At 72.0% G+C, this 23,711-nt stretch carries 18 protein-coding genes; 10 read left to right on the top strand and 8 right to left on the bottom strand.

Annotation, left to right across the window (positions count from 1 at the left end; genetic code table 11):
* Positions 1 to 272: 272 nt before the first annotated feature.
* Positions 273 to 1,325 carry a hypothetical protein gene (locus AC0VYN_RS29690; protein WP_475533433.1) on the bottom strand — a complete coding sequence of 351 codons (1,053 nt, stop codon included), beginning with the start codon at positions 1,323 to 1,325 and terminating at the stop codon, positions 273 to 275.
* Positions 1,326 to 1,607: 282 nt separating this feature from the next.
* Positions 1,608 to 4,190: an aminopeptidase N gene (gene pepN, locus AC0VYN_RS29685; RefSeq protein WP_475533432.1), complete on the bottom strand. Its 2,583-nt coding sequence runs from the start codon at positions 4,188 to 4,190 to the stop codon at positions 1,608 to 1,610.
* Between the two features lie 148 nt (positions 4,191 to 4,338).
* Between pepN and AC0VYN_RS29680 the strand changes: the two genes are divergently transcribed.
* Complete coding sequence (locus AC0VYN_RS29680; RefSeq protein WP_475533431.1) at positions 4,339 to 4,977, top strand: mycothiol-dependent nitroreductase Rv2466c family protein; 639 nt, start codon at positions 4,339 to 4,341, stop codon at positions 4,975 to 4,977.
* On the opposite strand, the gene AC0VYN_RS29675 is transcribed toward AC0VYN_RS29680, so the two are convergent.
* Together AC0VYN_RS29675 and AC0VYN_RS29670 are read right to left on the bottom strand one after the other, a co-directional pair.
* Positions 4,964 to 5,191 carry a hypothetical protein gene (locus tag AC0VYN_RS29675; protein WP_475533430.1) on the bottom strand — a complete coding sequence of 76 codons (228 nt, stop codon included), beginning with the start codon at positions 5,189 to 5,191 and terminating at the stop codon, positions 4,964 to 4,966. The two genes, AC0VYN_RS29680 and AC0VYN_RS29675, sit on opposite strands and share 14 nt — an antisense overlap.
* A 171-nt stretch (positions 5,192 to 5,362) precedes the next feature.
* Positions 5,363 to 6,004 (bottom strand): superoxide dismutase, encoded by a 642-nt coding sequence (locus tag AC0VYN_RS29670; RefSeq protein ID WP_475533429.1) that lies wholly within the window; start codon positions 6,002 to 6,004, stop codon positions 5,363 to 5,365.
* A 523-nt stretch (positions 6,005 to 6,527) separates the two neighbouring features.
* On the opposite strand from AC0VYN_RS29670, the gene AC0VYN_RS29665 reads away from it, so the two are divergent.
* From AC0VYN_RS29665 to AC0VYN_RS29650, 4 genes are all read left to right on the top strand, one after another.
* Positions 6,528 to 9,872: an ALF repeat-containing protein gene (locus AC0VYN_RS29665; RefSeq protein WP_475533428.1), complete on the top strand. Its 3,345-nt coding sequence runs from the start codon at positions 6,528 to 6,530 to the stop codon at positions 9,870 to 9,872.
* Positions 9,869 to 10,258, top strand: a complete 390-nt coding sequence (locus AC0VYN_RS29660) for a hypothetical protein (RefSeq protein WP_475533427.1) — start codon at positions 9,869 to 9,871, stop codon at positions 10,256 to 10,258. Before AC0VYN_RS29665 ends, AC0VYN_RS29660 begins: the two co-directional genes overlap by 4 nt.
* A 268-nt stretch (positions 10,259 to 10,526) precedes the next feature.
* On the top strand, positions 10,527 to 11,033 hold the full coding sequence (locus AC0VYN_RS29655) for a hypothetical protein (RefSeq protein WP_475533426.1): 507 nt from the start codon (positions 10,527 to 10,529) through the stop codon (positions 11,031 to 11,033).
* A 34-nt stretch (positions 11,034 to 11,067) separates the two neighbouring features.
* Complete coding sequence (locus AC0VYN_RS29650) at positions 11,068 to 13,275, top strand: S1 family peptidase (protein WP_475533425.1); 2,208 nt, start codon at positions 11,068 to 11,070, stop codon at positions 13,273 to 13,275.
* Between the two features lie 332 nt (positions 13,276 to 13,607).
* Here AC0VYN_RS29650 and AC0VYN_RS29645 read toward each other — a convergent pair whose 3' ends face one another.
* Complete coding sequence (locus AC0VYN_RS29645) at positions 13,608 to 14,990, bottom strand: amino acid permease (protein WP_475533424.1); 1,383 nt, start codon at positions 14,988 to 14,990, stop codon at positions 13,608 to 13,610.
* 414 nt (positions 14,991 to 15,404) lie between these two features.
* Between AC0VYN_RS29645 and AC0VYN_RS29640 the strand changes: the two genes are divergently transcribed.
* Complete coding sequence (locus AC0VYN_RS29640; RefSeq protein ID WP_475533423.1) at positions 15,405 to 15,986, top strand: biotin transporter BioY; 582 nt, start codon at positions 15,405 to 15,407, stop codon at positions 15,984 to 15,986.
* An 89-nt stretch (positions 15,987 to 16,075) separates the two neighbouring features.
* On the opposite strand, the gene AC0VYN_RS29635 is transcribed toward AC0VYN_RS29640, so the two are convergent.
* Positions 16,076 to 17,503, bottom strand: coding sequence for an amino acid permease (locus AC0VYN_RS29635; protein ID WP_475533422.1), 1,428 nt, complete (start codon positions 17,501 to 17,503; stop codon positions 16,076 to 16,078).
* 206 nt (positions 17,504 to 17,709) lie between these two features.
* Here AC0VYN_RS29635 and AC0VYN_RS29630 point away from each other — a divergent pair, with 206 nt between their 5' ends.
* Together AC0VYN_RS29630 and AC0VYN_RS29625 are read left to right on the top strand one after the other, a co-directional pair.
* Complete coding sequence (locus AC0VYN_RS29630) at positions 17,710 to 18,195, top strand: ribose-5-phosphate isomerase (RefSeq protein ID WP_475533421.1); 486 nt, start codon at positions 17,710 to 17,712, stop codon at positions 18,193 to 18,195.
* Between the two features lie 131 nt (positions 18,196 to 18,326).
* Positions 18,327 to 19,151 (top strand): Fpg/Nei family DNA glycosylase, encoded by an 825-nt coding sequence (locus tag AC0VYN_RS29625; protein ID WP_475533420.1) that lies wholly within the window; start codon positions 18,327 to 18,329, stop codon positions 19,149 to 19,151.
* 25 nt (positions 19,152 to 19,176) lie between these two features.
* On the opposite strand, the gene AC0VYN_RS29620 is transcribed toward AC0VYN_RS29625, so the two are convergent.
* Complete coding sequence (locus tag AC0VYN_RS29620) at positions 19,177 to 20,463, bottom strand: GNAT family N-acetyltransferase (RefSeq protein WP_475533419.1); 1,287 nt, start codon at positions 20,461 to 20,463, stop codon at positions 19,177 to 19,179.
* Between the two features lie 163 nt (positions 20,464 to 20,626).
* On the opposite strand from AC0VYN_RS29620, the gene AC0VYN_RS29615 reads away from it, so the two are divergent.
* Together AC0VYN_RS29615 and AC0VYN_RS29610 are read left to right on the top strand one after the other, a co-directional pair.
* Complete coding sequence (locus tag AC0VYN_RS29615) at positions 20,627 to 21,814, top strand: SpoIIE family protein phosphatase (protein WP_475533418.1); 1,188 nt, start codon at positions 20,627 to 20,629, stop codon at positions 21,812 to 21,814.
* Between the two features lie 13 nt (positions 21,815 to 21,827).
* Positions 21,828 to 22,346, top strand: a complete 519-nt coding sequence (locus AC0VYN_RS29610) for an HD domain-containing protein (RefSeq protein WP_475533417.1) — start codon at positions 21,828 to 21,830, stop codon at positions 22,344 to 22,346.
* Between the two features lie 12 nt (positions 22,347 to 22,358).
* Here AC0VYN_RS29610 and AC0VYN_RS29605 read toward each other — a convergent pair whose 3' ends face one another.
* Positions 22,359 to 23,489 (bottom strand): acyltransferase family protein, encoded by a 1,131-nt coding sequence (locus AC0VYN_RS29605; RefSeq protein ID WP_475533416.1) that lies wholly within the window; start codon positions 23,487 to 23,489, stop codon positions 22,359 to 22,361.
* Positions 23,490 to 23,711 lie beyond the last annotated feature (222 nt).

Genomic DNA, 23,711 nt, shown 5'->3' with positions numbered 1-23,711 from the left:
TGGTGGTGAAGGAACGAGCGGGTACGACCGGGGCCGATCGGCCCTGGCCGAAGGAGTCCGGAATGCGATCCCGGACGACCGCTCAGCTTTACCCAAGGGGTCACTGTCTGGGGAGAGTTGTCCGTGACGTGAGGGAGTCATGGCGTACTTCCGCCATACGCCATCGGGGACGTAAGGGACGGTCCGTGACAATGCCGTGCGGCACGAGGAGGGACCGGCGGACAGTCACGCCCGCCGGCCCCTCCTCTCCCCTCCTTGTACGCCCCGGTCCGTCACGACCGGGGCAGTACCACGACGTACGCGGCGGGTTCCCTGTCTCCGGCCGCCATCAACGCCGTTCGCACCACGGCCGCCTGATGCTCCGGCGACTCCCGCAGCTTGCGCGGGGTGACGTGCACGACCGTGATGCCCAGTCGTTCCAAGTGCTCGCGCTTGCGGGCGTGTTCCGACCACAGCGCGTCGTCCTCCCGGCGCTGGGCGCCGGTGTCCAGCTCCAGGGCCACCGCCTGCTCCGGCCAGTAGGCGTCCAGGCCGCCGAGGTGGGGGCCGCCGGGCAGGCGCAGGTCGACGTTCCACACCGGGTCCGGCAGGCCGTGCTCGCGCACCATCCGGTACAGGCGCTGCTCGGCGATCGCCCGCCCCTCGGCCACCAGCGAGTCCACGGCGTCCACCACGTGCGGCCGGCCCAGCAGCCGCGCCCGGTTCAGCTCCCGCACCACCGCCGCCGGTTCGCAGTGCCCGGCGCGCACCGCCTCCGTGAGCAGCCGGCGGACGAGGCCCGCGTCCGTCAGCCCGGCCACCGCGTCGGCCAGGGCCCGCGCCACCGGCGCCACCGGCACCCCGGTGACCTGCACGGCGGCGGGCAGCGCGGCCGTGCGCACGATCCGCGCGCAGCCCGTCGAGCGCAGCCGGCGCATCCGCGGCACCAGCACGTCGACGGCGTCCAGGGACGGCAGCGGGGGAGCGGCGCAGAAGCCGTGCAGGGTCAGGGCGGCCAGGCCCGTGATCACCGCCTCCGCGTAGGCGGTGTCCGCCGCCTGCCGCGCGCCGGGCTGGACCGGCACCCCGGCCGCTGTGCCGGCGGGCCGCTCCGGGGCCGCGTACAGCAGCACCGCGTGCAGCCGCTCGTCGCTGGTCGGCGGACCCGGGTGGAGCAGGACGACGTTCGGCAGCAACTGCTGCCAGGGCCCGCCGGGACGGCACTGCTCGTTGGCCTCGGCGGCCGAGACGCCGTGCGCCCTGAGCTGCGCGGCCGTCATCAGGCGGCGCCGGCCGTCGGCCAGGCGGTGGAGGGGGCGGGGGGAGAGCGGGGTGTTGTGCGTCATGACCCGGGACTTTCCCGTGCCCGGTCCACCCGTTAACCGTTGTTACAAGCCCATCGCCGAATCCGGACAAGCCCGCCCTAAAGGACGGGTGTTCGGCTGCCGAAAACCCCTGGTCCGCCGAGGCGCGGCCAGGGGTTACGGCTGTGATTGCCCGTATTCCGTAACGATGACGGAACGCCCAATCGTTGGCCAAAGCTAGGGTGCTTCTGCCCGCCGGGCGGGGCAGCGCACCACAGGGCGCGGTCGGCCGCGGACGACCGGCGGCCCGGCGGGGCGCGCGTCTCAGCGGCCGCCGGCGGCCGCGTCGCAGGCCTGTCCCCGCAGGGCCCGTGCCAGGTCGTCGCGCGCCTCCAGCACCAGCCGGCGCAGGGCGGGCGCGGCCTGCTCGTGGGCGGACAGCCAGGCGTCCGTCGCGTCGAGCGTGTCCTGGGAGTCGCGCAGCGACGGGAACAGGCCCCGGACCACGTCCATCCCGATCTGGATCGACCGCTCGCTCCACACCCGCTCGATCGCCGCGAAGTACCGCTCCGCGTACGGCGCGACCAGTTCCCGCTGCGAGGCCTGCGCGAAGCCCGCGATGGTCGCCTCCACCAGGGCGTTCGACAGCGCGTCGGACTCCACGACCTGCGCCCAGGCCTGAGCCTTCACCGCCGCCGACGGACGGGCGGCCAGGCAGCGCACCTGGTGCCGCTTGCCGGAGGCCGTGTCGTCCCGGGCCAGCTCGGCCGCCAGCACGGCCTCGTCGGCCTCGCCGTGCGCGGCGAGCGGCTCCAGGAACGCCCAGCGCAGCTCCTGGTCCACGTCCAGCCCGTCGATCTTCTCCGTGCCCTCCAGCAGACCGCGCAGCAGCCGCAGCTCCTCCCGGCCGGAGGCGACCGTCGCGAAGAACCGCGCCCACGCGAGCTGCTGCTCGCCGCCCGGCTCCGCGTCGCGCAGCTCCCGCAGCGCGCCCTCGGCCAGCAGCCGGCCGCAGGCCTCGCGGGCGTCGGGGGCCACGTAGTGCACCAGCGCCGAGCCGGCCCAGGCGTGCAGCATCTGCAGGACGCCGATGTCGGACTCGCGCCCGGCGAACCGCAGCACCAGGCCGGCGAAGTCCCGCGCCGGCAGCAGCGCGTCCCGCGTCATGTTCCACAGCGCCGACCAGCACAGGGCACGGGCCAGCGGGTCGGTCAGGGCGCCCAGGTGCTCGCGCAGGGTCGCCAGCGAGGTGTCGTCGAAGCGCGTCTTGCAGTACGTGAGGTCGTCGTCGTTGACCAGGACCAGCTCGGGCGCCTCGGCGCCGGCCAGCTCCGCCACCACCGTGCGCGGCCCCTCGACGTCCACCTCGGCACGCGCGTACCGCTCCAGCGCGCCCTGGGCCGTACGCCGGTACAGGCCCACCGCCACGCGGTGCGGGCGCAGTTCGGGGTGCGACTCGGCGGCCTCCTGCACGACGGCCAGCTCGTCGACGCGGCCCTCGGCGCTCAGCAGCACCTGCGGGGTCAGCGAGTTGACGCCCGCCGTCTGGAGCCAGGAGCGCGCCCAGGCCGCCATGTCCCGCCCGCTGGTCTCCTCCAGCACCGACAGCAGGTCGCCGAGACGGGTGTTGCCGTAGGCGTGCCGCTTGAAGTAGCGCCGGGCGCCCTCCATGAAGGCGTCCTGGCCGACGTACGCCACGAGCTGCTTGAGCACGGAGGCGCCCTTGGCGTACGTGATGCCGTCGAAGTTGAGCTTGGCGTCCTCCAGGTCACGGATGTCGGCCGTGATCGGGTGGGTGGAGGGCAGCTGGTCGGCGCGGTAGGCCCAGGCCTTGCGGCGGTTGGCGAACGTGATCCAGGCGTCCTTGAAGCGCGTCGCGCCGACGTTCGCGAAGGCGCCCATGAAGTCCGCGAAGGACTCCTTCAGCCACAGGTCGTCCCACCACTCCATGGTGACCAGGTCGCCGAACCACATGTGCGCCATCTCGTGCAGGATCGTGTTGGCGCGGCCCTCGTACGACGCCCGCGTCACCTTCCCGCGGAAGATGTACTCCTCCCGGAAGGTCACCATCCCCGGGTTCTCCATCGCGCCGAGGTTGTACTCGGGGACGAACGCCTGGTCGTACTTCCCGAAGGGGTACGGGTAGTCGAAGTGGTCGTGGAAGAAGTCCAGGCCCTGCTTGGTGATCAGGAAGACGTCCTCGGCGTCGAAGTGCGGCGCGAGTCCCTTGCGGCACATCGCGCCGAGCGGGATCTCCAGCCGCGTACCGTCCTCGAGGACGCGCTCGTAGGAGTCCGTGACGTAGTGGTACGGCCCCGCGACCACGCACGTGATGTACGTCGAGATCGCCTTGGTCTCCGCGAACCGCCAGACACCGTCCGTGCACTCACCGGCGCCGTTGCTCCACACCGTCCACTCCTCGGGTGCCCGCACCTCGAAGCGGAACGGGGCCTTGAGGTCGGGCTGCTCGAAGCAGGCCATGACCCGGCGGGAGTCGGCCGGCTCGTACTGGGTGTACAGGTACACCTCGCCGTCCTCGGGGTCGACGAAGCGGTGCAGGCCCTCGCCGGTGCGGGAGTAGGCGCACTGGGCGTCGACGACCAGCTCGTTGTCGGCGGCCAGGTTCTCCAGGACGATCCGGGAGCCGTCGAAGACCTCGCTCGGGTCGAGGTCCCGGCCGTTGAGGGACACGGCGGTCACGCTCGGTGCGACCAGGTCGGCGAAGCTGCTCGCGCCGGGCTCGTTGCAGCGGAAGCGGATCGTGGTGACCGAGCGGAACGTGCGCGGTCCCCCGCCCGCCGCGTCACCGACGGCCGAGCGCACGTCGAGGGACACCTCGTACCCGTCGACGGACAGCAGGGCGGCCCGCTCCCGGGCCTCGTCGCGGGACAGATTCTCACCGGGCACGGGCGGTACTCCCTCGGAAGGTGTTCAGTATGCGGACAGCACTGATCCTGCCATGCGCCCCGAACACGCGGCAGGCGGGAATGGCGGGGGTGAGCTGTCGCGTTGCCCCGGAGGAACGCACGGTTGCGCACGCCCCATGAGGAGAGACATGTCGGACAAGACTCCCGTCGACTTCTGGTTCGACCCGCTGTGCCCCTGGGCCTGGATGACCTCCCGCTGGGTCCTCGAGGTCGAGAAGGTGCGGGACATCGAGGTCCGCTGGCACGTGATGAGTCTCTCCGTCCTCAACGAGGACAAGCTCGACGAGCTGCCCGAGGACTACCGCGACATGCTGGAGACCAAGGCATGGGGTCCGGTCCGGATCGTCATCGCGGCCCAGGAGGAGCACGGCGCCGAGGTGCTCGGCGACCTGTACACCGCGCTCGGCACCCGCATCCACAACCGGGGCGAGGGCCTGGGCAAGGAGACGATCGCCGCCGCCCTGAAGGACGTCGGCCTGCCCGAGTCGCTCATGGAGCACTGGGACTCCACCCCCTACGAGCCCCAGCTGCGCGCCTCCCACAAGGAGGGCATCGACAAGGTCGGCCAGGAGGTCGGCACCCCCGTCATCGCCGTCCCCGGCGCCGACGGCGAGCAGCTCGCCTTCTTCGGCCCGGTCGTCACCCCGGCCCCCAAGGGCGAGGACGCCGCCAAGCTCTGGGACGGCACCCTCGCGGTCGCCTCCGTCCCCGGCTTCTACGAGATCAAGCGCACCCGCACCAAGGGACCGGACTTCAGCAACCTGTAGTGCGGAAGGACTCCGGCAGATCGAAGCCGGACCTCCAGTTGAAGTAGGACTGCACCCGCACGCATCCGTCGCGGGCGCAGCGCCGGTAGGTGCCCAGGTCGGCCCTGGGCACCTGTCCCGCCACCAGGGCGTACGCCTTCTCGTCGTCGGTCAGCGGCCGGAAGTTCTGGTCCGTGTCCCCGCAGTTGGGGCACCGCCTGTTCGGAAGACCCATGCGGGCCACTGTCGCCCGGAATCCCTCCCACCGGGGAGCCCGCCGCGCGCAAACCCCCCGGAGGGGGGACAGGAAGCCCCCGCGAGTCACGTCCTCGCGGGGGCTTCCCTCATTCCGCCCGCCGCCGTGAAGGGTGAGAAGACGATCACGAGGCGGGACGTCTCAGGTGGATCAGGGCGCCAGCAGCAGCGCGTTCGCGCGGGACTTGGCGGCGTCGTACCGCCTGGCCACGTCCTGCCAGTCGACCACGGCCCACATGGCGTCGATGAAGTCGACCTTCTGGTTCCTGTACTGCAGGTAGAAGGCGTGCTCCCAGGCATCGAAGACCAGGATCGGGACGGAGCCCTGGCCGACGTTGCCCTGGTGGTCGTAGACCTGCTCGACGATCAGGCGCCCGCTCAGCGGCTCGTACGCCAGCACGCCCCAGCCGGAGCCCTGCGTGGTCGCGGCGGCCTTGGTGAGCTGCGCCTTGAAACCCGCGAAGGAGCCGAACGACTCGGCGATCGCGTCCGCGAGCCCGCCGACGCCGTCCTCCGCCAGCGGCTCGCCGCCGCCGTCGCCGGACATGTTGTGCCAGTAGATGGAGTGCAGGATGTGGCCGGAGAGGTGGAAGGCCAGGTTCTTCTCCAGGCCGTTGATCGTGCCCCACTGCTCCTTGTCCCGCGCCTCGGCGAGCTGCTCCAGCGTGTCGTTGGCGCCCTTCACGTAGGCCGCGTGGTGCTTGTCGTGGTGCAGCTCGATGATCTCGGGGCTGATCACGGGGGCCAGCGCGGAGTAGTCGTACGGCAGTTCAGGGAGCGTGTAGACGGACATGGCGGATCCCCTCCGAGCTCTTATTGCAACATACTTGCAAGTGCACGCTAGCAGCAAGAGCTGGATGCGGGGGCGTCCGAGGGGGTGGCCGGGCGTGTTGACGGGGGGCGCTCGGCCGAGCGGGAGACCGGCACCGGAGGGACCTGCCTCCGAATCGGCCCACGAATTCTTTACAGAGATCACTACAACCCTTTTAGGGTGTGGTGCACATCACAACGAATACCTGACGGTTACCCGATTTCTGCCCGGTTTCTGCAATGGACGAGTCCGGCAACCCCCGGCTTCGATAAGGGACTTGGCATTCAGGGGGGCGGCGAGATTTCCCCTCGTAATCGAGAAGGGAGTCGTGATGTCACCATCACGACGGATATTCAGCAGACGCCAGTCTCTGGCCATTTTCGGCGGGATTGCGGCAGGTACCGCACTGCCTCTGGGGGCATTCGGGTCCCGGCCCGCGTACGCGGCGGGCACGGGGGCGGCCGAGGCCGGTACAGGGCTGCCCGACACCGACCGCGGAAAGGTCGTGCAGGCGTACCGGACCGGTGGCCGCGCGGTGCGCACGGCCGCGGCGGCGGCGCTCGTGGGCAACGCGGACGACGTGGCCACGTTCCTCAGTGAGAGGCTGCCGGCGGCCACGGCCGAGGACAACCGGTTCACGCTCACCGAGGCCCTGGTCACCGCGGGCAAGGCGACGCGTGCCGGCATCGGGCAGGCGCTGTCCGGCGGGGACGCGGCGGTCGCCGCCTTTCTGGAGGGCGGCTTCGCGGCCGCCGTGACCGAAGACCTCGAAGTGGGCGTGACCACGGTCAACGCGCACGGTGGCAAGGCCGTGCAGCGCGAGTCCTCCGAGGCGCTCACGGCCGGCACGGACTTCGCGCTGCGGGCCTTCCTCAGCACCGGCCAGTACGACGCCCTCCACGAGGACCGGCGCGTCCAGGTGACCTCCATCCTCGTGACCGCCTCGCCGCAGGTGCGGGAGTACGCGGGGCGGGCGCTCGACGACGGATCGCCGCGGGCGATCCAGTGGTTCCTGACGACGGGGCAGTACATCGCCCGGGCGCGGGACGAGGAGACGGCGGAGATCCAGCAGCTGGTCAAGATCGTGGAGTCGGAGGGTCGACTCGCCGAGCGCAAGACCGACGAAGCGGTCCAGCTGTCCGAGCAGGCGGTCGAGGCCGCCGACAAGGCCAAGACGGCCGCGCTGGAGGCGAAGGCCGAAGCGCAGGCCGCGGAGCAGGACGTGCAGCGCTCGGCCAAGGCCGCGAACAAGGCGGCACGGGCCGCCCAGGGCGCCGCGGCCGCCGCGTCGACCGCGGTGTCCGCCTCCCGTACCGCGCAGGCCGCGGCCCGGCGTTCGGTGGCCGCCGCCAACGCCGCCGCGGCGGCCGCCGCCGCCGCGGGGCGCGCCGCGTCGCGTGCCTACCACGCCGCGATCAGCGCCTCCAAGAACGCCAACATGGCGGATGCCGCCAACCAGGCGGCGCAGGCCGCACGGCTCATGGTCGACTGGGTGCGCTCCGTGGCCGCGAAGGCCAAGCTCGCGGCCCTCGCCTCCGACGCGGCCGAGGCCGCGGGCAACGCCGCCGCGGGAGCCGCGGTCAACTCGGCCGCAGCCGCCCGCGCTTCGGCCGACGCCGCCGTGTCCGCCGGCGCCGCGCAGTCCCAGGCCGCCGAGGCGCAGCGCCAGGCCTCCATCGCGGAGGCCGCCGCCGGCCGGGCCACGGCGGCCGCGAGCCGGGCCTCGACCCTGTCCCGCAGGTCGGCCGCCGCCGCGCGCTCCGCGTCCGCCGCCGCCGACAGCGCGGCCAATCACGCGGAGAAGGCCGCCGACGCCGCCGAGGAAGCGGCCCGCAACGCCGGCAAGGCCGTGGACTACGCCAACCGCTCCACCGCCGCCGCGGACGCCGCCGTGGAAGCCGCGACCAAGGCGTACGACGCCGTCACCGAGGCGCGTGAGGTCGAGAATGAGGCCCGAGAGGCAGAGATCGCCCGGCTGAACGAGGAGACCGAGGAAGCGATCGAGGTCGCCAAGCAGCAGCGGAGCGAGGAGACCGACCGCCTGGAGCGGGCCAACCGGGAGCGCACGCAGGAAGCGCGGCTGTCCGAGGAGCTCGTCGCGCTGATCACCGCCATGGAGGCGGCGCTCAAGGACGGCCGGACCGGGGAGGCCGTCAGCAAGGGGCGGCAGGCCGCCGTCCAGCTGCTCGACGGGCCGGGAACGTGGACCCGGGAGGCCGCCGCGTACGCGCTGGCCGGAGTGGACGAGGACGTCCTGCGCTGGATCGAGGCCGACCGGCTCATCGCCCTGCAGCAGGACAACGCGGAGTTCGTCGCGTCCACCGCCGCGATCTCCACGCAGAACGTGGCCGAGGCGGCCGCGGCGGCGCTGGAGACCGAGGACGCCGCCGCCATCAGGACCTTCCTGGAGAAGGGCGCGGTCGAGGCGGCCAGGGACGACAACGAGGTCGAGATCACCACGCTCCTCGCGGACCCGTCCACCGGCACCGCCGTACGGCGTGCCGCCGAGGCCGCCCTGACGGACGGCTCCGCCGAGGCGCTGCACACCTTCCTGCACGTGACGCGCGCCGCGGCCGTCCACGAGGACGACAAGGTCGCGGCCACCACGCTCCTGGTGAACGGCGGGCCGTACGTCCAGGCCGCGGCGAAGGTCGCCCTCGAAGGCGACACGCACATACTGCGCCAGTTCATCGGCACGACGCAGCACGAGTTCGCGCGCATCGACCACGACTACGCCACGCACGTCAGCGCCATCCGTGCGGCGATCGCGCGGGCGGCCAAGGTCGCCCAGGACGCTCTGGAGGACGCGGCACGCGCATCCGAGGCCGCGGCACTCGCACGCCAGGCCGCCGACAAGGCGACCGAGTGGTCCAACAAGGCCGAGGGCTGGGCGAAGGACGCCAAGGCCTCCGCCGAGGAGGCCCGGCAGAACGCGGAGGCCGCGGAAGCCTCCGCGGACGCCGCCGCCAAGTCGGCGCAGACCGCGGCGAACGCGGCCGCGGCGGCCCGCAAGGCGAGCAGTGTGGCGCGGGACGCGGCGAACCGGGCCGTGCGCTCCGCCGAGACGGCGGCGTCCTACGCCGCGGACGCGCAGGCCTCCGCCACGCGTGCCCGGCAGGCCGAGCTCGCGGCGGGCAAGTCCTACGCCGAGGCGGCCGTAGCCGCGAGCGAGGCGTGGGTCGAGGTCATCAGGGCCGCGATCAAGCAGGCGATCCAGGACTCGATCAACAACTCGAAGGTGCCGATCGACGGCGAGACCGGGCTTCCCGACGGCGCCGAGAGCTGCCTGACGCCGTTCGGAGACCCGATCGAGCACCGCAACAACACCAACCCGTGGGAGCTGGGATGGAGCTGGCTCACCGGTAGCGGTCCCGGAACGCAGTGCTTCGGTCCGAACGACGAGTTCACCCGCATCTACCGCGAGCACGCGCACACGAAGGGGGCGCTCGAGTACTTCCTCAGGGAGTGGCAGCGGACCGGGAAGTACGAGTTGGGGCACACCTACCTGTACGACTACGCGCTCAGCGGCCCCGAAGGGGTGGGCAAGTACCTCACGGACTACGGGACCCTCACCACGGGCGGACTCACCGGCAACCTCGCGTACACCTTCCTGGGCTCGCACCAGGTCCGTATGACGCCCATCCGGGAGAACTCGGACGGGTCGGTCACCTGGCGCTACACCGCGTACAACGAGTCGGACATAGAGTCGGCGACGCACCCCCCGGTCATCGGGTACACCGAATGGTGGAGCGACACCGTCGGCGCGTTCGTGGACAAGGTCGTCGGTGACGAGGGGCCGATGTCGCCCAAGACCCAGGTGATCGAGTTCGACGTTACGCTGGGCCCGTGACACGCAAGAGGGCAGGCGAACGGCGGCTCTTCGCCGTACTCGCCGCCTCGGCGGTGCTCGTCTCGGGGTGCTCGGAGGTGGTCGACCCGGAGAAGCTGCCCGGTGTGTACCGCTCCGACGACGGCGGGCGGATCGAGCTCTCGGCGAAGGGCACGTTCTCGGCCACCGGCGTGACGACGAGCGAGGGCGCGGATCCGGTCGATTTCAGTGGCAGCTGGGATTACGAGGACCCGGGAACTTCGAGTGATTTCGTGTACCTGGGTGTCGAGGACGGCGCGCTCGGCAAGACCGCCGGAATCCAGCTCTATGTAGACGATCAGGACACGTTGTATTTCCAGTCCGATCCGGACGGGCCGGTCACGCAGGAGCTCGACAAGACGAGCTGAGTGATCTGACGGCGCAGGGCGGAAAGGGTGCGAAGTTCTCCTTCGCGCCCTTTCCCTCTCCTTCCCGGGCGCCTCTCGGCGGGCCGCGCGGCGAGCTATTGCGAAGTCGTTATGGAGATCGCCACAACCCTTCTCGGGTGTGACGCGGATCACGGTCCATACCCACCGGTTATCCGGTTTCCGTCCGTTTCCGGTATTGGACGCGCTCGCCAATTGCCCGCTTCGATAAGGGACTTGAACCGAAGAACTGCCGAGTTTTAGGACTGTGATGAAGTCACGCAGCGCATTCGTGCGCATTCTGGGCGCCGCGGCCACGGCCGGTGCCCTGGCATGGGCCGTACTCGCCCAGGGCGGCGCGGGTGCCGCCACCGGGTCCGCCACCCATACCGTCGCCGATGGCACGCCCGGCTACGCCGTCGAGGACTACAACTACCCGAACGCCGACAAGATCCTGGCCGAGCAGAACGTCGTCCTCAAGCGCGGCGACGGCCACATCGTGCTCGCCGACTGCGCCGGTGGGGGCAATCTCCTGCAGTTCCTCGCGCGCGACCACGAGGACGTCTGCTTCCAGGTCACCGCCGACGAGGGCTTCCTGACCCTCGAACTGCCCGCGGTGCACGGGGTGAAGACGGACGACTCCACCAACACCCACCTGGAGATGACGGCCGAGGGCGACCAGGTCGAGTACGACATCCCCGCCGACACGTGGAAGGGCGTCGGCGAGTCCGTCGACGGCCGCGAGCACGTCCTGGTCGAGATCCGCGTCAACAACTAGCCGGGATCGCCCCGTGATTGAGGAAACCACTCGTATGTCTTCCATCAGACGTCCCCGTCTGGCCGCGCTCGGCGCGGTCGTGGCCGCCGGGTCGCTCGCGCTGAGCGCGGCACCCGCCGTCGCCATCACCGGCGGCACGCCGGTCGCCGGCTCGGACACCACCCACGCCTACACCGCACAGATCACCATCGGCGACCACGACCGCGGCTGCTCCGCCGTCCTCGTCGACGCCGAATGGCTGCTCACCGCGGCCAGCTGCTTCGCCGAGAACCCGGCCGCCTCGCTCGCCGTCCCGGCCGGCGTCCCCGCCAAGGCGACCACCGCCGTCATCGGCCGCTCCGACCTCTCCGGCACCCAGGGCGCCGAGCGCCGCGTCGTCGAGATCGTGCCGCGCACGGACCGCGATGTGGTCCTGGCCCGCCTCAACCGGCCCGTCGCCGACGTGGTCCCGGCCCAGCTCGCCACCACCGCGCCCGCGGTCGGTGCGGAGCTGACCTTCGCCGGCTACGGCCGTACGAAGACCGTGTGGGCGCCGCTCCAGCTGCACACCGGCACCTACACCGTCGACTCCACCGCGGCCACCTCCGCGGGCGTCACCGGCAAGGGCGGCGCGGCCGCCTGCATGGGCGACACCGGCGGCCCGGTCATCTCCGGGGGCAAACTCGTCGGCCTCAACAGCCAGTCCTTCCAGGGCGGCTGCCTCGGTATCGACGAGACCCAGACCTCCACCGCGGGCGTCATCGCGCGCGTCGACGACCTCGCCTCCTGGATCGACGCGGCGGTCGGCGCGACCCGCATCGTCGACTTCAACGGCGACGCCGTCGAGGACATCGCCATCGGCGACCCGATGGCCACGGTCGGCGGCGACACCACCGCGGGTCTCGTCCGCGTCGTCCACGGCGGCGGCAAGGGCACCGCCGAGATCACCCAGGACCTCGACTGGGTGCCCGGCGGCACCGAGGCCGGGGACCACTTCGGCAACCACCTCGCGACGGTCGACTACAACGAGGACGGCTACACCGACCTCGTCGTCTCCGCGTCCGAGGAGAACGTCGGCACCGCGGTCGACGCCGGCTTCGTCGACATCCTGTTCGGGGGCAGGAACGGCCTCGGCAGCGGCCCGGCCACCCGCCACTTCGAGCAGGGCTCCGGCAACGGTTCCATCAAGGGCTCCGCGCCGGAGACGGGCGACCGGATGGGCGCCTCCCTCGCCGCGGGCACCACCGCCGCGGGCGAGCCGTGGATCCTGATCGGCACGCCGGGCGAGGCGCTCGGCTCGCTCGCCAAGGCGGGCGCTGCCTTCTACGTGCACGGCGACACCAACATCGCCATCAACCAGGACACGTCGGACGTCCCCGGCGCGGCCGAGGCCAACGACGCCTTCGGCACGTCCGTCGCGGGTGACTCGAACTTCATCGCCATCGGCGCTCCCGGCGACGCCATCGGCGACAACGCGAACGCCGGCAACCTGGCCGTGCTCAGCCACAAGCTGGACGCCGCCGGACGGCCCACCGTGGTCGCGGGCCTGGACCAGGACAACGAGAAGATCAGCGGCGCCGCCGAGGCCGGTGACAAGTTCGGTCAGGCCCTCGCGCTGGTCGCCTACCGCCCGTCCGGTGCGGCCACGGCGACCGACTCGATCCTCGCCATCGGCGCGCCCGGCGAGGCCCTCGCCCCTGAGACCGGCGCCGCGCAGGCGGCCGGCGCCGGCAACGTCGTACTCGTGCACTTCGCTGCCAACGGCACCTGGGACTACCTGCACGCGCTCAACCAGGGCTCCGCGACCGACGACCGCTCCGGCACCATCGAGGCCGGCGACTCCGTGGGCGCTTCCCTCAGCGCGGTCAACACCGCTCCCCGGAAGGTCGGTTCGGCCGCCACCTTGAAGATCGCAGTGGGCTCCCCCGGTGAGGACCTCGCGGGCTTCACCGACGCCGGTGCCATCCACACCTTCTCGCTGATGGACGCGGCAGGCGCCAACGACCTGTGGATCGAGGCCGGCGACGGCGACGGCATCCCCGGTACCCCGGGTGAGGGCGAGAAGCTGGGCACGAGCATCCTCTTCACGCCGCGGAACCTCTACGCCGGTATGCCCTACGGGCCCGCCGCCACCGGAGCCCTGCACGTCCTGCCCTTCCCGAACGCAGTGCCGGGCGGTACGAGCCGGCCCGCGACCACGTACCAGCCGGGCCAGGGCGGACTCCCGGCCAACGGCGACTACTTCGGGTACTCGGTGGGTTGACGGCTGCCGCCGTGCGCCATGAGCCCCCGGGGAGACCGGCGGTTACGACGTCGGTCGATTCGGGGGCAGGCTCTTCTCGGCCTCGCCGGGCTTCGGCTCGGCGGGGCCGCGGGGGCGCCCCGGACGGAAGGAGCCGGCCGTGAGGGCTGGGGCCTGTCGTTTGGATCATGCCGGCGTCACGGGGTGTGGCACGCACATCTGCCGCGTTGCCGTCGGTTGCCAGGGCTCCGCCCTGGCGCCCCCCTCCGCCTTGCAGCCGCACGCACCACACCCCGCTCGGGCCGGCCGGGACGCGCCGTCCGTCCCAGCCGGCCTGATCCAAACGACAGACCCTAGGCGCGGGCCCGTCGCCGCTGCCGGGCGTAGCCGACGGCCGCCAGGGCCAGCGTCATCCCGCCCGTCGAGTACAGCTGCACCCGCGTGTCCGGCTCTCGGGCCATGAGTACGAACACCGTGGCCATGCCCGCCAGCGCCACCCAGGTCAGCCACGGGAAGGCCCACATGCGCACGACCAGCTTCTCGGGCGCCTCCCGCTCCAGGCGGCGCCGCAGCCGCAGCTGGGAGACGGCGATGAAGATCCAGACGACCAGGATGACGGCGCCGATCATGTTCAGCAGCCAGGAGAAGACGTCGTCGGGCCGCCAGTAGCTGAGCAGCACGCAGCCGAAGCCGAAGAGGGAGGAGACGAGCACCGCGATCCGCGGCACCCCGCCCGACACCCGGCCCAGCGCCTTCGGGCCCTGGCCGCGCTCGACCAGCGAGTAGCCGATGCGCGAGGCGCCGTAGATGTTGGCGTTCATCGCGCTGAGCAGCGCGACCAGCACGACGACGTTCATGAGCTGGCCGGCGCCGGGAATGCCCAGCTCGTCGAGGGCGGCGACGTACGGGCCCTTCGCCACGACCTCCTCGGAGTCCCAGGGCACCAGGGTGACGATCACCGCCATCGACCCGATGTAGAACAGCGCGATCCGCCACATCGCCGTGCGCACGGCGCTCGCCACGCCCTTGACCGGGTTCTCCGACTCGGCCGCGGCGATGGTGACCGTCTCCAGGCCGCCGTAGGCGAACACCGAGGCGAGCAGGCCGATGATCAGGCCGTTGCCGCCGTTGGGCAGGAAGTCGTCCAGGTGGGAGGCGCCGGGAGAGTCGGTGCCGGGCAGGACGCCGGCGATGGCCAGCACGCCGAGCACCAGGAACAGCGAGATGGCGCCGACCTTGAGGGTCGCGAACCAGAACTCGAACTCGCCGAAGTTCTTCACGGCGGCCAGGTTCGTCCCGCAGAACACCACCATGAACAGCGCCACCCAGGCCCACTCGGGCGTGCCCGGCAGCCAGCCGTGCACGATCTGCGCGGCGCCGATGCCCTCCAGGCCGACGGCCGTGCACAGCAGCACCCAGAACGACCAGCCCGCGGTGAAGCCGGCCCAGGGGCCGATCGCCCGCTCGGCGTGGGCGGAGAAGGAGCCCGAGGAGGGATACGCGGCGGACATCTCGCCCAGCATCCGCATCACCAGCATCACGAGGAGGCCGGAGAGGGTGTAGGCGACGACGATCGACGGCCCCGCGGCGGCGATGCCGGCCCCGGAACCGACGAACAGCCCGGCACCGATCACTCCGCCGAGGGCGATCATGGACAGATGGCGCTGCTTGAGGCCGTGGGAGAGGGAGACTTCGTCCGACTGGGGCGGCGCCTCGGTGGTGGTGCTTTCGGGCATCTGGCGGCTCGTCCAATGCGTGGGGGGACGGGGGTAAAACGCCCACAGTCTGGGCGGTGCCGCAGGCCGGCGGGAGCGGTTGCCCACCATGCGGACGACCACGATACGGAACGTGATCGTCCAGTAGCCCGCCGGTCGTCCGGACGTCCGCCGCTCCTCCCCGGCGCCTCCCCGGCCCCTCGTGCCCCGAGGTCTTTGGCGGGACCCCACAGCCGGCGCCCCCGGTCTCCGGTGACGCTCACCTCCCCACCTCAGTGACCGGTATCACGCCGGAACGGGTGTGCCCGGCGTTCTTTGTCGGGAGCCCACCAAGTCCCCGATCCAGCCTTTGTCGAGCGCTGCTCGTGATCGGCTCCGGCCCGCTGGGATAGCGTCGCGGTGTCCCGACATGTCCATACCACCGCGGAGTCCCCCATGAGCACCGCTGCCGTCCCCGTCCGCACCCGGCAGGTCCTCGCCGACCTCCTCCCCTCCTCCCGAGTCCGGGACGTCGCGCTCGTGGCGGGCGGCGCCGTGCTCACCGGCGTCGCGGCCCAGATCGCGGTGCCCGTGCCCGGCTCCCCGGTGCCGGTGACCGGCCAGACCTTCGCGGCGCTGCTCGTCGGCACCTCCCTCGGTGCCGGCCGCGGCCTGCTGTCCCTCGCGCTGTACGCGCTGGTGGGCATGGCGGGCGTGCCGTGGTTCGCGGAGGGCGGCTCCGGCACCGGCGCCCCGTCCCTCGGCTACGTCTTCGGCATGATGCTCGCCGCCACGGTCGTGGGCGCCCTCGCCCGGCGCGGCTCCGACCGCTGGGTGCTGCGCACGGCCGGCACGATGCTGCTGGGCGAGGCGCTCATCTACGCCGTCGGCGTCCCGTACCTGGCCCTCGCCGCGGACATGTCCCTCGGCGCCGCGGTCGCGGCCGGCCTCACGCCGTTCCTGATCGGCGACGCCCTCAAGGCCGCCCTGGCCATGGGCTTGCTGCCGGCCGCCTGGAAGCTGGCCGGCCGGCGCTGACGCCGTAGCAGCAGACACGCAAGAGGCTCGCCGGGTCGCAGTGCGACCCGGCGAGCCTCTTCGTCGTTCCGGCCGTCCGGCGGGGCCCGTCAGCTCCGGCGGGCGACGAGCCGCTGCTTCACGACGGCGATGACGACCACGATCGCCGCGACGAGCAGCGTCAGCAGCACCGTCGTGCGCCCGTCGTGCTCGGTGTCGGTCAGCATGTAGCCCAGCACGAAGACGATCACCGCGGCGGTCACCCAGGTCAGGTACGGGTACAGCCACATCCGCACCACCAGCTTCTCCGGCGCCTCGGCCTGGATGATCCTCCGCAGCCGCAGCTGCGAGAAGCAGATCACCAGCCAGACGAAGAGGGCCACGGCGCCCGAGGAGTTGAGCAGGAAGAGGAAGACCGTGTCGGGGAACTTGTAGTTGAAGAAGACCGCGACGAAGCCGAAGACGACGGACGAGAGGATCGCCGTCTGCGGCACCCCGCGCCGGGTGGTGCGGGCGAAGGCCTTCGGCGCGTCCCCGCGCTGGCCGAGCGAGAAGGCCATCCGGGAGGCCGTGTACAGCCCGGAGTTGAGACAGGACAGCACCGACGTCAGCACGATGAAGTTCATGACCTGGCCGGCGTTCGGGATGCCGAGGGAGTCCAGGGCGGCGACGTAGGAGCCCAGGTCGACGATGGACTGGGAGTCCCACGGCAGCAGGGTCACGACGACGAAGATGGACCCGAGGTAGAAGACGGCGATGCGCCAGATGATGCTGTTCGTCGCCTTGGTCACGGCCCGCTGCGGGTCCTCGGACTCACCGGCGGCCAGCGTGGGGATCTCGCTGCCCATGAAGGAGAAGACGACGAGCAGCACGCCGGTGAGGACTGCGCCGAGGCCGTTCGGCAGGAAGCCGCCGTGCGCGGTGAGGTTGGACAGCCCCGCCTGGTCGCTGTCGACCCCCGGCAGGACGCCGAAGACGGCCAGCCCGCCGACGACGATGAACGCGGCGATCGCGACGACCTTGATCCCGGCGAACCAGAACTCGAACTCGCCGTAGGAACCGACCGAGGCGAGGTTGGTGGCGGTCAGCACCAGCATCACGATGAGCGCCCAGCCCCACTGGGGCACGGCCGGTATCCATCCCTCGAGGATCTTGGCCCCGGCGGTCGCCTCCACGGCGAGCACGACGACCCAGAAGAACCAGTAGAGCCAGCCGATCGAGAAACCGGCCCAGGGCCCGAGCGCCCGGTCGGCGTGCGCGGAGAAGGAGCCGGACGTCGGATTGGCCGCGGACATCTCGCCGAGCATGCGCATCACGAACACCACGAGGGTGCCGACGAGGGCGTACGACAGCAGAATGCCGGGCCCGGCGGTGGCGATGCCGGAACTGGATCCCACGAACAGCCCGGCCCCGATGACACCGCCAATGGCGATCATCGAAAGGTGGCGGTTCTTGAGTCCGGCCTGGAGCCCGGACCCGGGTTCTCCGGGGTCTCCGGGGCCGTTCCCGGCCTTTGTCAGAGTCGGCTGCGAAGTCATGGGGTGTTTTTCCTTTGCGCCGGTCGAGCATTCACCCGTACGAGCGGTGTACGAGCCGGACCAGTGAAACGGAGGTGCACAAATTCGGGAACCTTTGATTCCGGATCGTTACTTGAGCTCCACCTGAGGTTCCTTGGTTCCGCGCTCCCTTTTCACAGCCGACACCCGACGCTGCTTCCCCGCGGCCCGCGTGTCACACTCGACCCATGCGCGTGTATCTCGGCTCCGACCATGCGGGCTACGAACTCAAGAACCACCTCGTCGAGTGGCTCAAGACGGCGGGCCACGAGCCCGTCGACTGCGGCCCGCACATCTACGACGCCCAGGACGACTACCCGCCCTTCTGCCTCCGCGCAGCCGAGCGGACGGCCGCGGACCCCGACGCCCTCGGCATCGTGATCGGCGGCTCCGGCAACGGCGAGCAGATCGCGGCGAACAAGGTCGCGGGCGTCCGTGCGGCGCTGGCCTGGAGCGAGGAGACCGCGTCCCTCGGCCGCCAGCACAACAACGCCAACGTCGTGGCCGTCGGCGCCCGCATGCACACGCAGGAGGAGGCGACGAAGTTCGTCGAGACCTTCCTCGCCACGCCCTTCTCCGGTGACGAGCGCCACATCCGCCGCATCGACATGCTCACGTCCTACGAGGCGTCGGGCGACCTCCCGCCCGTCCCGCCGCACCACCCGCAGCGGTAACCACGACGCCGGAACCGCCTTCCCCCGGTGAGTGAGCCCGGGGGAGGGACGCTCGGTGTTCCCCGGGGCGAGTCCCGCTTCCCGGCCGACCCAGCCGGGCGGGTGGGCGCGAAGCACGAAAGGAAACCCCCGTGCCGGAAGGGCACACGATCCACCGGCTGGCCCAGGACTACGCCGCCGCCTTCGCCGGCACGGCGGTGCGCGTCACCAGCCCCCAGGGCAAGTTCTCCGACGCCGCCGCCCTCCTCACCGGCACCGGACTCACCCGCACCGAGGCACACGGCAAGCACCTCTTCCTCGGCTTCGGCGCCGAGCGGACCGACTGGGTCCACATCCACCTCGGCCTCTTCGGCAAGGTCGCCTTCGGCGCGACCCCCGCGCCCCCGCCCACGGACACCGTCCGCCTCCGCCTGGTCAACGACACCGCGTACGCCGACCTCCGCGGCCCCACCACCTGCGCCCTGATCACGGACCCCGAGAAGCGGGCGATACACGACCGCCTCGGCCCCGACCCGCTGCGTCCCGCGGGCGACGGCAACGACCCCCGCACCGCCTACGCCCGGATCTCCCGCAGCCGCACCACCATCGCCGCCCTGCTCATGGACCAGAAGGTCGTCGCCGGCGTCGGCAACGTCTACCGCGCCGAGGTCCTCTTCCGGCATGGCATCGACCCGTACCGCCCCGGCCGGGACATCACCCCCGCCGAGTGGGACACGATCTGGGGCGACCTCGTCGGGCTCATGCGCGAGGGCGTCCGCGACAACCGCATCGACACCGTCCGCCCCGAGCACACCCCCGAGGCCATGGGCCGCCCGCCCCGCGTCGACGACCACGGCGGCGAGGTCTACGTCTACCGCCGGACCGGCGGGCCCTGCCACCTGTGCGGCGACGCGATCCGCACCGCGGACCTCGCCGCCCGCAACCTCTTCTGGTGCCCGACCTGCCAGCGGACCTGACCGCCGCCCGCGGGGCCCCCGCCCGTCAGAAACCGTGCGGCAGCCAGGGCGCCACGTCCGACCCGAACCCCACGGACGCCTCCGCCAGCGCACCGGACCGCAGTTCCCGCGCCCGCCCGGCCGCGCCCAGCGAGGCCAGCGACACACCCCCGAGGTAGGCCGCCCCCAACTCCCGTACGGACAGGGCGACGTCCGCCGCGTCGGACGTGCGCTCGCAGGACGCCCCCTTCGCGTCCCCCGACAGCCGCCAACGGCCCTCGTTCCAGGGGCAGAAGGCGTCCTCGACCTCGAACACGACGTCCACCGGCGCCTGGTAGGTACGCGCCGACAGCGCGGCCCCCACGTCCACCAGCCGCACGTACAGGGCGTCCCGCAACTGCGGCCGGCACCGCCGGATGTCCGACACCTGGTACTGCCACGCCTCGTCGACCGGCCGTCCGCGCACGGTCAGCCTCGTCGTCAGGTCCACGTCGAACAGGAAGCGCCACAGCGCCGCCCGCGTGACCGGATCCAGCCCGGCCAGGTCCTCCAGGACCACCGTGCCGTTGTGCCCCGTGGGCCCCCAGTCCGGCCGCACCCGGAACCGCGCGTACCCCGTGACCTCCCCGTCCCGCCGGGCGACCACGCACTGCAGGGGCGACGCCCCGTCCCGCCCGCTCTCCGGGTCCAGCAGCCCCAGCCGCTCCCACCCGGGCCGCCGGGCCAGCATCCCCGGCCGCCCGGGGACCAGCCGCGCGTACACCGCCTCGCACACGTCGAGGACGTCCGCGGGCGCGGCGTACCGCAGCCGTACGCCGTCCGTCCCCTCCGGCACCGACAGACGGACCCGGTCCGTCTCGATCTCGGCGTTCATCTGGAAGGTCGCGGCACCGTAGCCGAACCGGCCGTAGATCGCCGGTTCCGAGGCCGTCAGCACGGCCAGCGGCTCGCCCCAGGACCGTACGTCGTCCAGCTGCCGCCGCATCAGCGACGTCAGCACGCCCCGGCGCCGGTGCGTGGCCGCGACGCCGACCATGGTGACCCCCGCGGCGGACACCCGCGCACCGCCGGGCACGGTCATCCGGAACGCGAAGGCGCCCGCCGTCCCGACGCACTCGTCGCCGTCCCAGACCCCCAGGGAGCGGTCGTACTGCGTCAGCTCCCGGTACAGCGCCAGCTCCTCGGCCGGCTCCGGTACGCCGCCGAAGGCACGGATCAGCGTCCCGTACCACGTGTCCCATTCGTCCGGCCGCAGCGTGCGCGGGCCGCTCACGGGGCCGGAGCCGCCGAGGTCGCCACTGCCGCCGGTCCGGCCGATGCCGTCATTGCCCATGGGCCCATGCCTACCAGGACACCTCGGGTCGAGCGAGGGAATTTCCGCCAGGTTGCGGCGCGACGGCCGTTCGTGAAGTTCACTGTGAAGTCCGGCCCCGGACGGGGGACAAGTGGGACCTCCCGTGCCAAGCGACCGGTCCGATGGATAGGGTCCCGAACTAATGGCAGCAGGACGACAGCGGCGCGCGGAAGCCGAGACGTTCACGGCCCGGTTGAACAAGCAGTGGCACCGGGCCCGCGTCGGCATGCGCCGGTCCGCCGTCGACTACTTCCGCGGCGACGGCTCGGACTGGATCGCGCTCGCCGGGCTGCTGCTGATGATCCCCGTCATCGCGGCCACCACCATGGTGAACTCCGTGTGGTGCGCACCGGCCGCCCTGGTGCTGCCGATCGTCGCCGGCGGCCTGCTGCTGCGCCCGGCCAGCCTGCTGGGCCTGTACGCGGCGGCGGCCACCGCCCTGATCGTGGAGTCGGTGCAGCTGGGGCCCTACACCGAGGGCCCCTCCAGGGTCACCCCCGGTGTCGTCCTCGTCGTCGCGGCCTGCGGCTTCTTCGGCCTGCTGATCGCCCAGTTCCGCAGCCGGGTCGGGGTGCCCTGGCGGCGCGGCGGCACCATGCTCTTCGACCTGCGCGAACGCATCCGCGTGCAGAGCAAGCTGCCCCAGCTGCCGCAGGGCTGGCACCGGGAGATGGCGCTGCGCCCGGCCGGCGGCCAGTCCTTCTCGGGCGACTTCGTGGTCGCGGCCCGCACGAACGGCGGCCGGACCCTGGAGGTCGTCCTCACCGACGTGTCCGGCAAGGGCATGGACGCGGGCTCCCGCGCCCTGCTGCTGTCGGGCGCCTTCGGCGGACTGCTGGGCAGCCTGCCCCCGCACGCCTTCCTGCCGGCCGCCAACGGCTACCTGCTCCGCCAGGACTGGGACGAGGGCTTCGCCACCTCCATCCACCTCGTCCTGGACCTCGACTCCGGCGACTACGAGCTGTACTGCGCCGGGCACCCGCCGGGTCTCCAGCTCAGCGCCGGCGCCGGCCGCTGGGAGGAGAAGTCCGCCGACGGGCCGCTGCTGGGCGTGTACGACGGCGCCCAGTTCGACCCGGTGAAGGGCTCGCTGCGCCCCGGAGACGTGTTGATGCTGTTCACGGACGGTCTGGTGGAGACCTCGGACCGGGACATCGCCGAGGGCATCGACCGCCTCACCGGCGAGGCCGACCGCTATGTCGCCGGCGGTTTCCACGGCGCCGCCTGGCACCTGATCGAGGCGGTGGCCAAGGACGTCAACGACGACCGCGCGCTCCTGCTGATCTGCCGGGAAGGCCCGACGGCCCAGTCGCCGGCCGCGTCCAACTGACACACTGGGCCGCGTGTCCCCGACCCCGCCCCCCACTCCCGAGCCCGTCCGGCCGCTCTCCCTGGCCGACGTCGAGGCCCTCGCCCGCAGCGCCCACGCCGGACAGACCGACAAGGCCGGACGCCCGTACGCCGAACACCTGCGGGCCGTCGCCGAGGGCGTCCGGAGGCGCGGCGGGGACGACGAGCAGATCGCCGCGGCCTGGCTGCACGACGCCGTCGAGGACGACGCGCTGCCGGAGCACCGGCTCCGCGAGGCCGCGCTGAGCCCCCGCACCAGGGACATCGTGCTCGCGGTCACCAAACGGGCCGGGGAACCGCCCGAGGCGTACGCCGCGCGGATCCTCGCCACCCCCGGTGCGCTGCTGGTCAAGGAGGCGGACCTGGCGCACAACGCGGACCCGGCGCGGCTGGCGGTCCTCGACGCGGCGACCCGGACGCGGCTGACCGGGAAGTACGCGCGGATGCGCGCGCTCCTCGGCCTGCGGGGCGGGCCGGAGCCGGTCCAGGACCGGCCGGCCGCGGACGCCTGAGCCGCCGGACGGCTAGACCGGGACCTTCTCGCGCCTCTCGCGCGTCTCCGCGCGGTCACCGCGACCGGGCACCGGCGCCGTGGCCTCCCGCCTGAACGCCCACTCCATCCTCGGCTCCATCACGCACCGGAAGGCGCGCCGTACGGGCCGGGTGCACAGCAGGGTGACGGCGGCCGCGGCCAGGACGGTCACGGCGATCTCGCCGAGCGGCCGGTGCAGCGCGGGCCGGTCGAACAGGCCGGTGTAGTAGCCGGCCTTGATCAGGAAGCCGTGCAGCAGATAGCCGTACAGCGTGCCCGTGCCCAGCGCCGTGAACCAGGTGCGCCGGCCCGGCACCCAGGAGAAGAAGCAGGCCGTCAGCAGCACCGAGCAGCCGAAGAGGGCGAGCACCATGACCGGGCCGGTCCACCACGGGGCGCCCATCTCCTGGGCGGCGGAGTTGCGGTACACCCAGCCCAGGTCCATGTGCGGCGACGCCCACCAGCCGACGAGCAGCGCGGCCGCGAACACCGGCACCGACGCGATCCGCACCGAGCGGCGCCGCACCAGCCGGAAGTGCTCGGGCCTCAGGCACAGGCCCAGCACGAAACAGGGCAGGAACTGCAGCAGCCGCTGCATGTCCAGGTCGTCACCGACCTCCGGCGCCGCCGAGGCGAGCATGGCGACGCCCAGGGCGACGGGCAGCGGGTGGCGGAGCGTCCGCCACAGCGGGGTGGTCAGGCGCCAGACGAACAGCGCGCACAGGAACCACGTCAGGTACCAGGGGTCCAGCAGGCTGATCGCGTGCTGCGGGTCGTCACCGGCGAAGCGCTGGAGGAGCGCGTAGGCGGTCTCGAAGACGACGTACGGCACGGCGACGCCGGTGATCAGCCGTCTCACCCGGTCGGGGCGCATGTCGAAGCTGCGGGAGAAGTACCCGGAGATGATCACGAACGCCGGCATGTGGAAGACGTAGACCACCGTGTACAGCGTCTCCAGGACCCGGCTGTCGTCGTTGAGCGGGTCCCAGGAGTGGCCCATGGCCACCAGCACGATCGCCAGGTACTTGGCGTTGTCGAAGAACGCGTCGCGTCGCGCGCCGGACGGGGCGGCACCCGTCGTCGACCTCGCTGCGTTTGGTGGGGACGAGGCAGCGTTGAACATTTGAGGCACCCTAGCGTCGCGCGAGTGATCCCGTAAAACTCCGTACGCCCTTCCTGTATTCGGCCCCACGAAGCCCTTCGTGACTACCCCGAATTCCGCGGGAGTCGACCTGGCAATTGCGTGACGGGTCCCACAGCTACCGGTGCCACCGGACGTCACGGAGTGCCCAGGAGGCCCGCATTGTCATGACTCTTCGGCACGAAAGGGGGCAAGGATCGGCCG

It is taken from the genome of Streptomyces sp. 63XJN7_1_ISO-PGPR-S23-121 (assembly GCF_056173025.1).
Note: the sequence above shows the minus strand (reverse complement) of the source record. Positions and strands in the feature narration are given on the sequence as shown.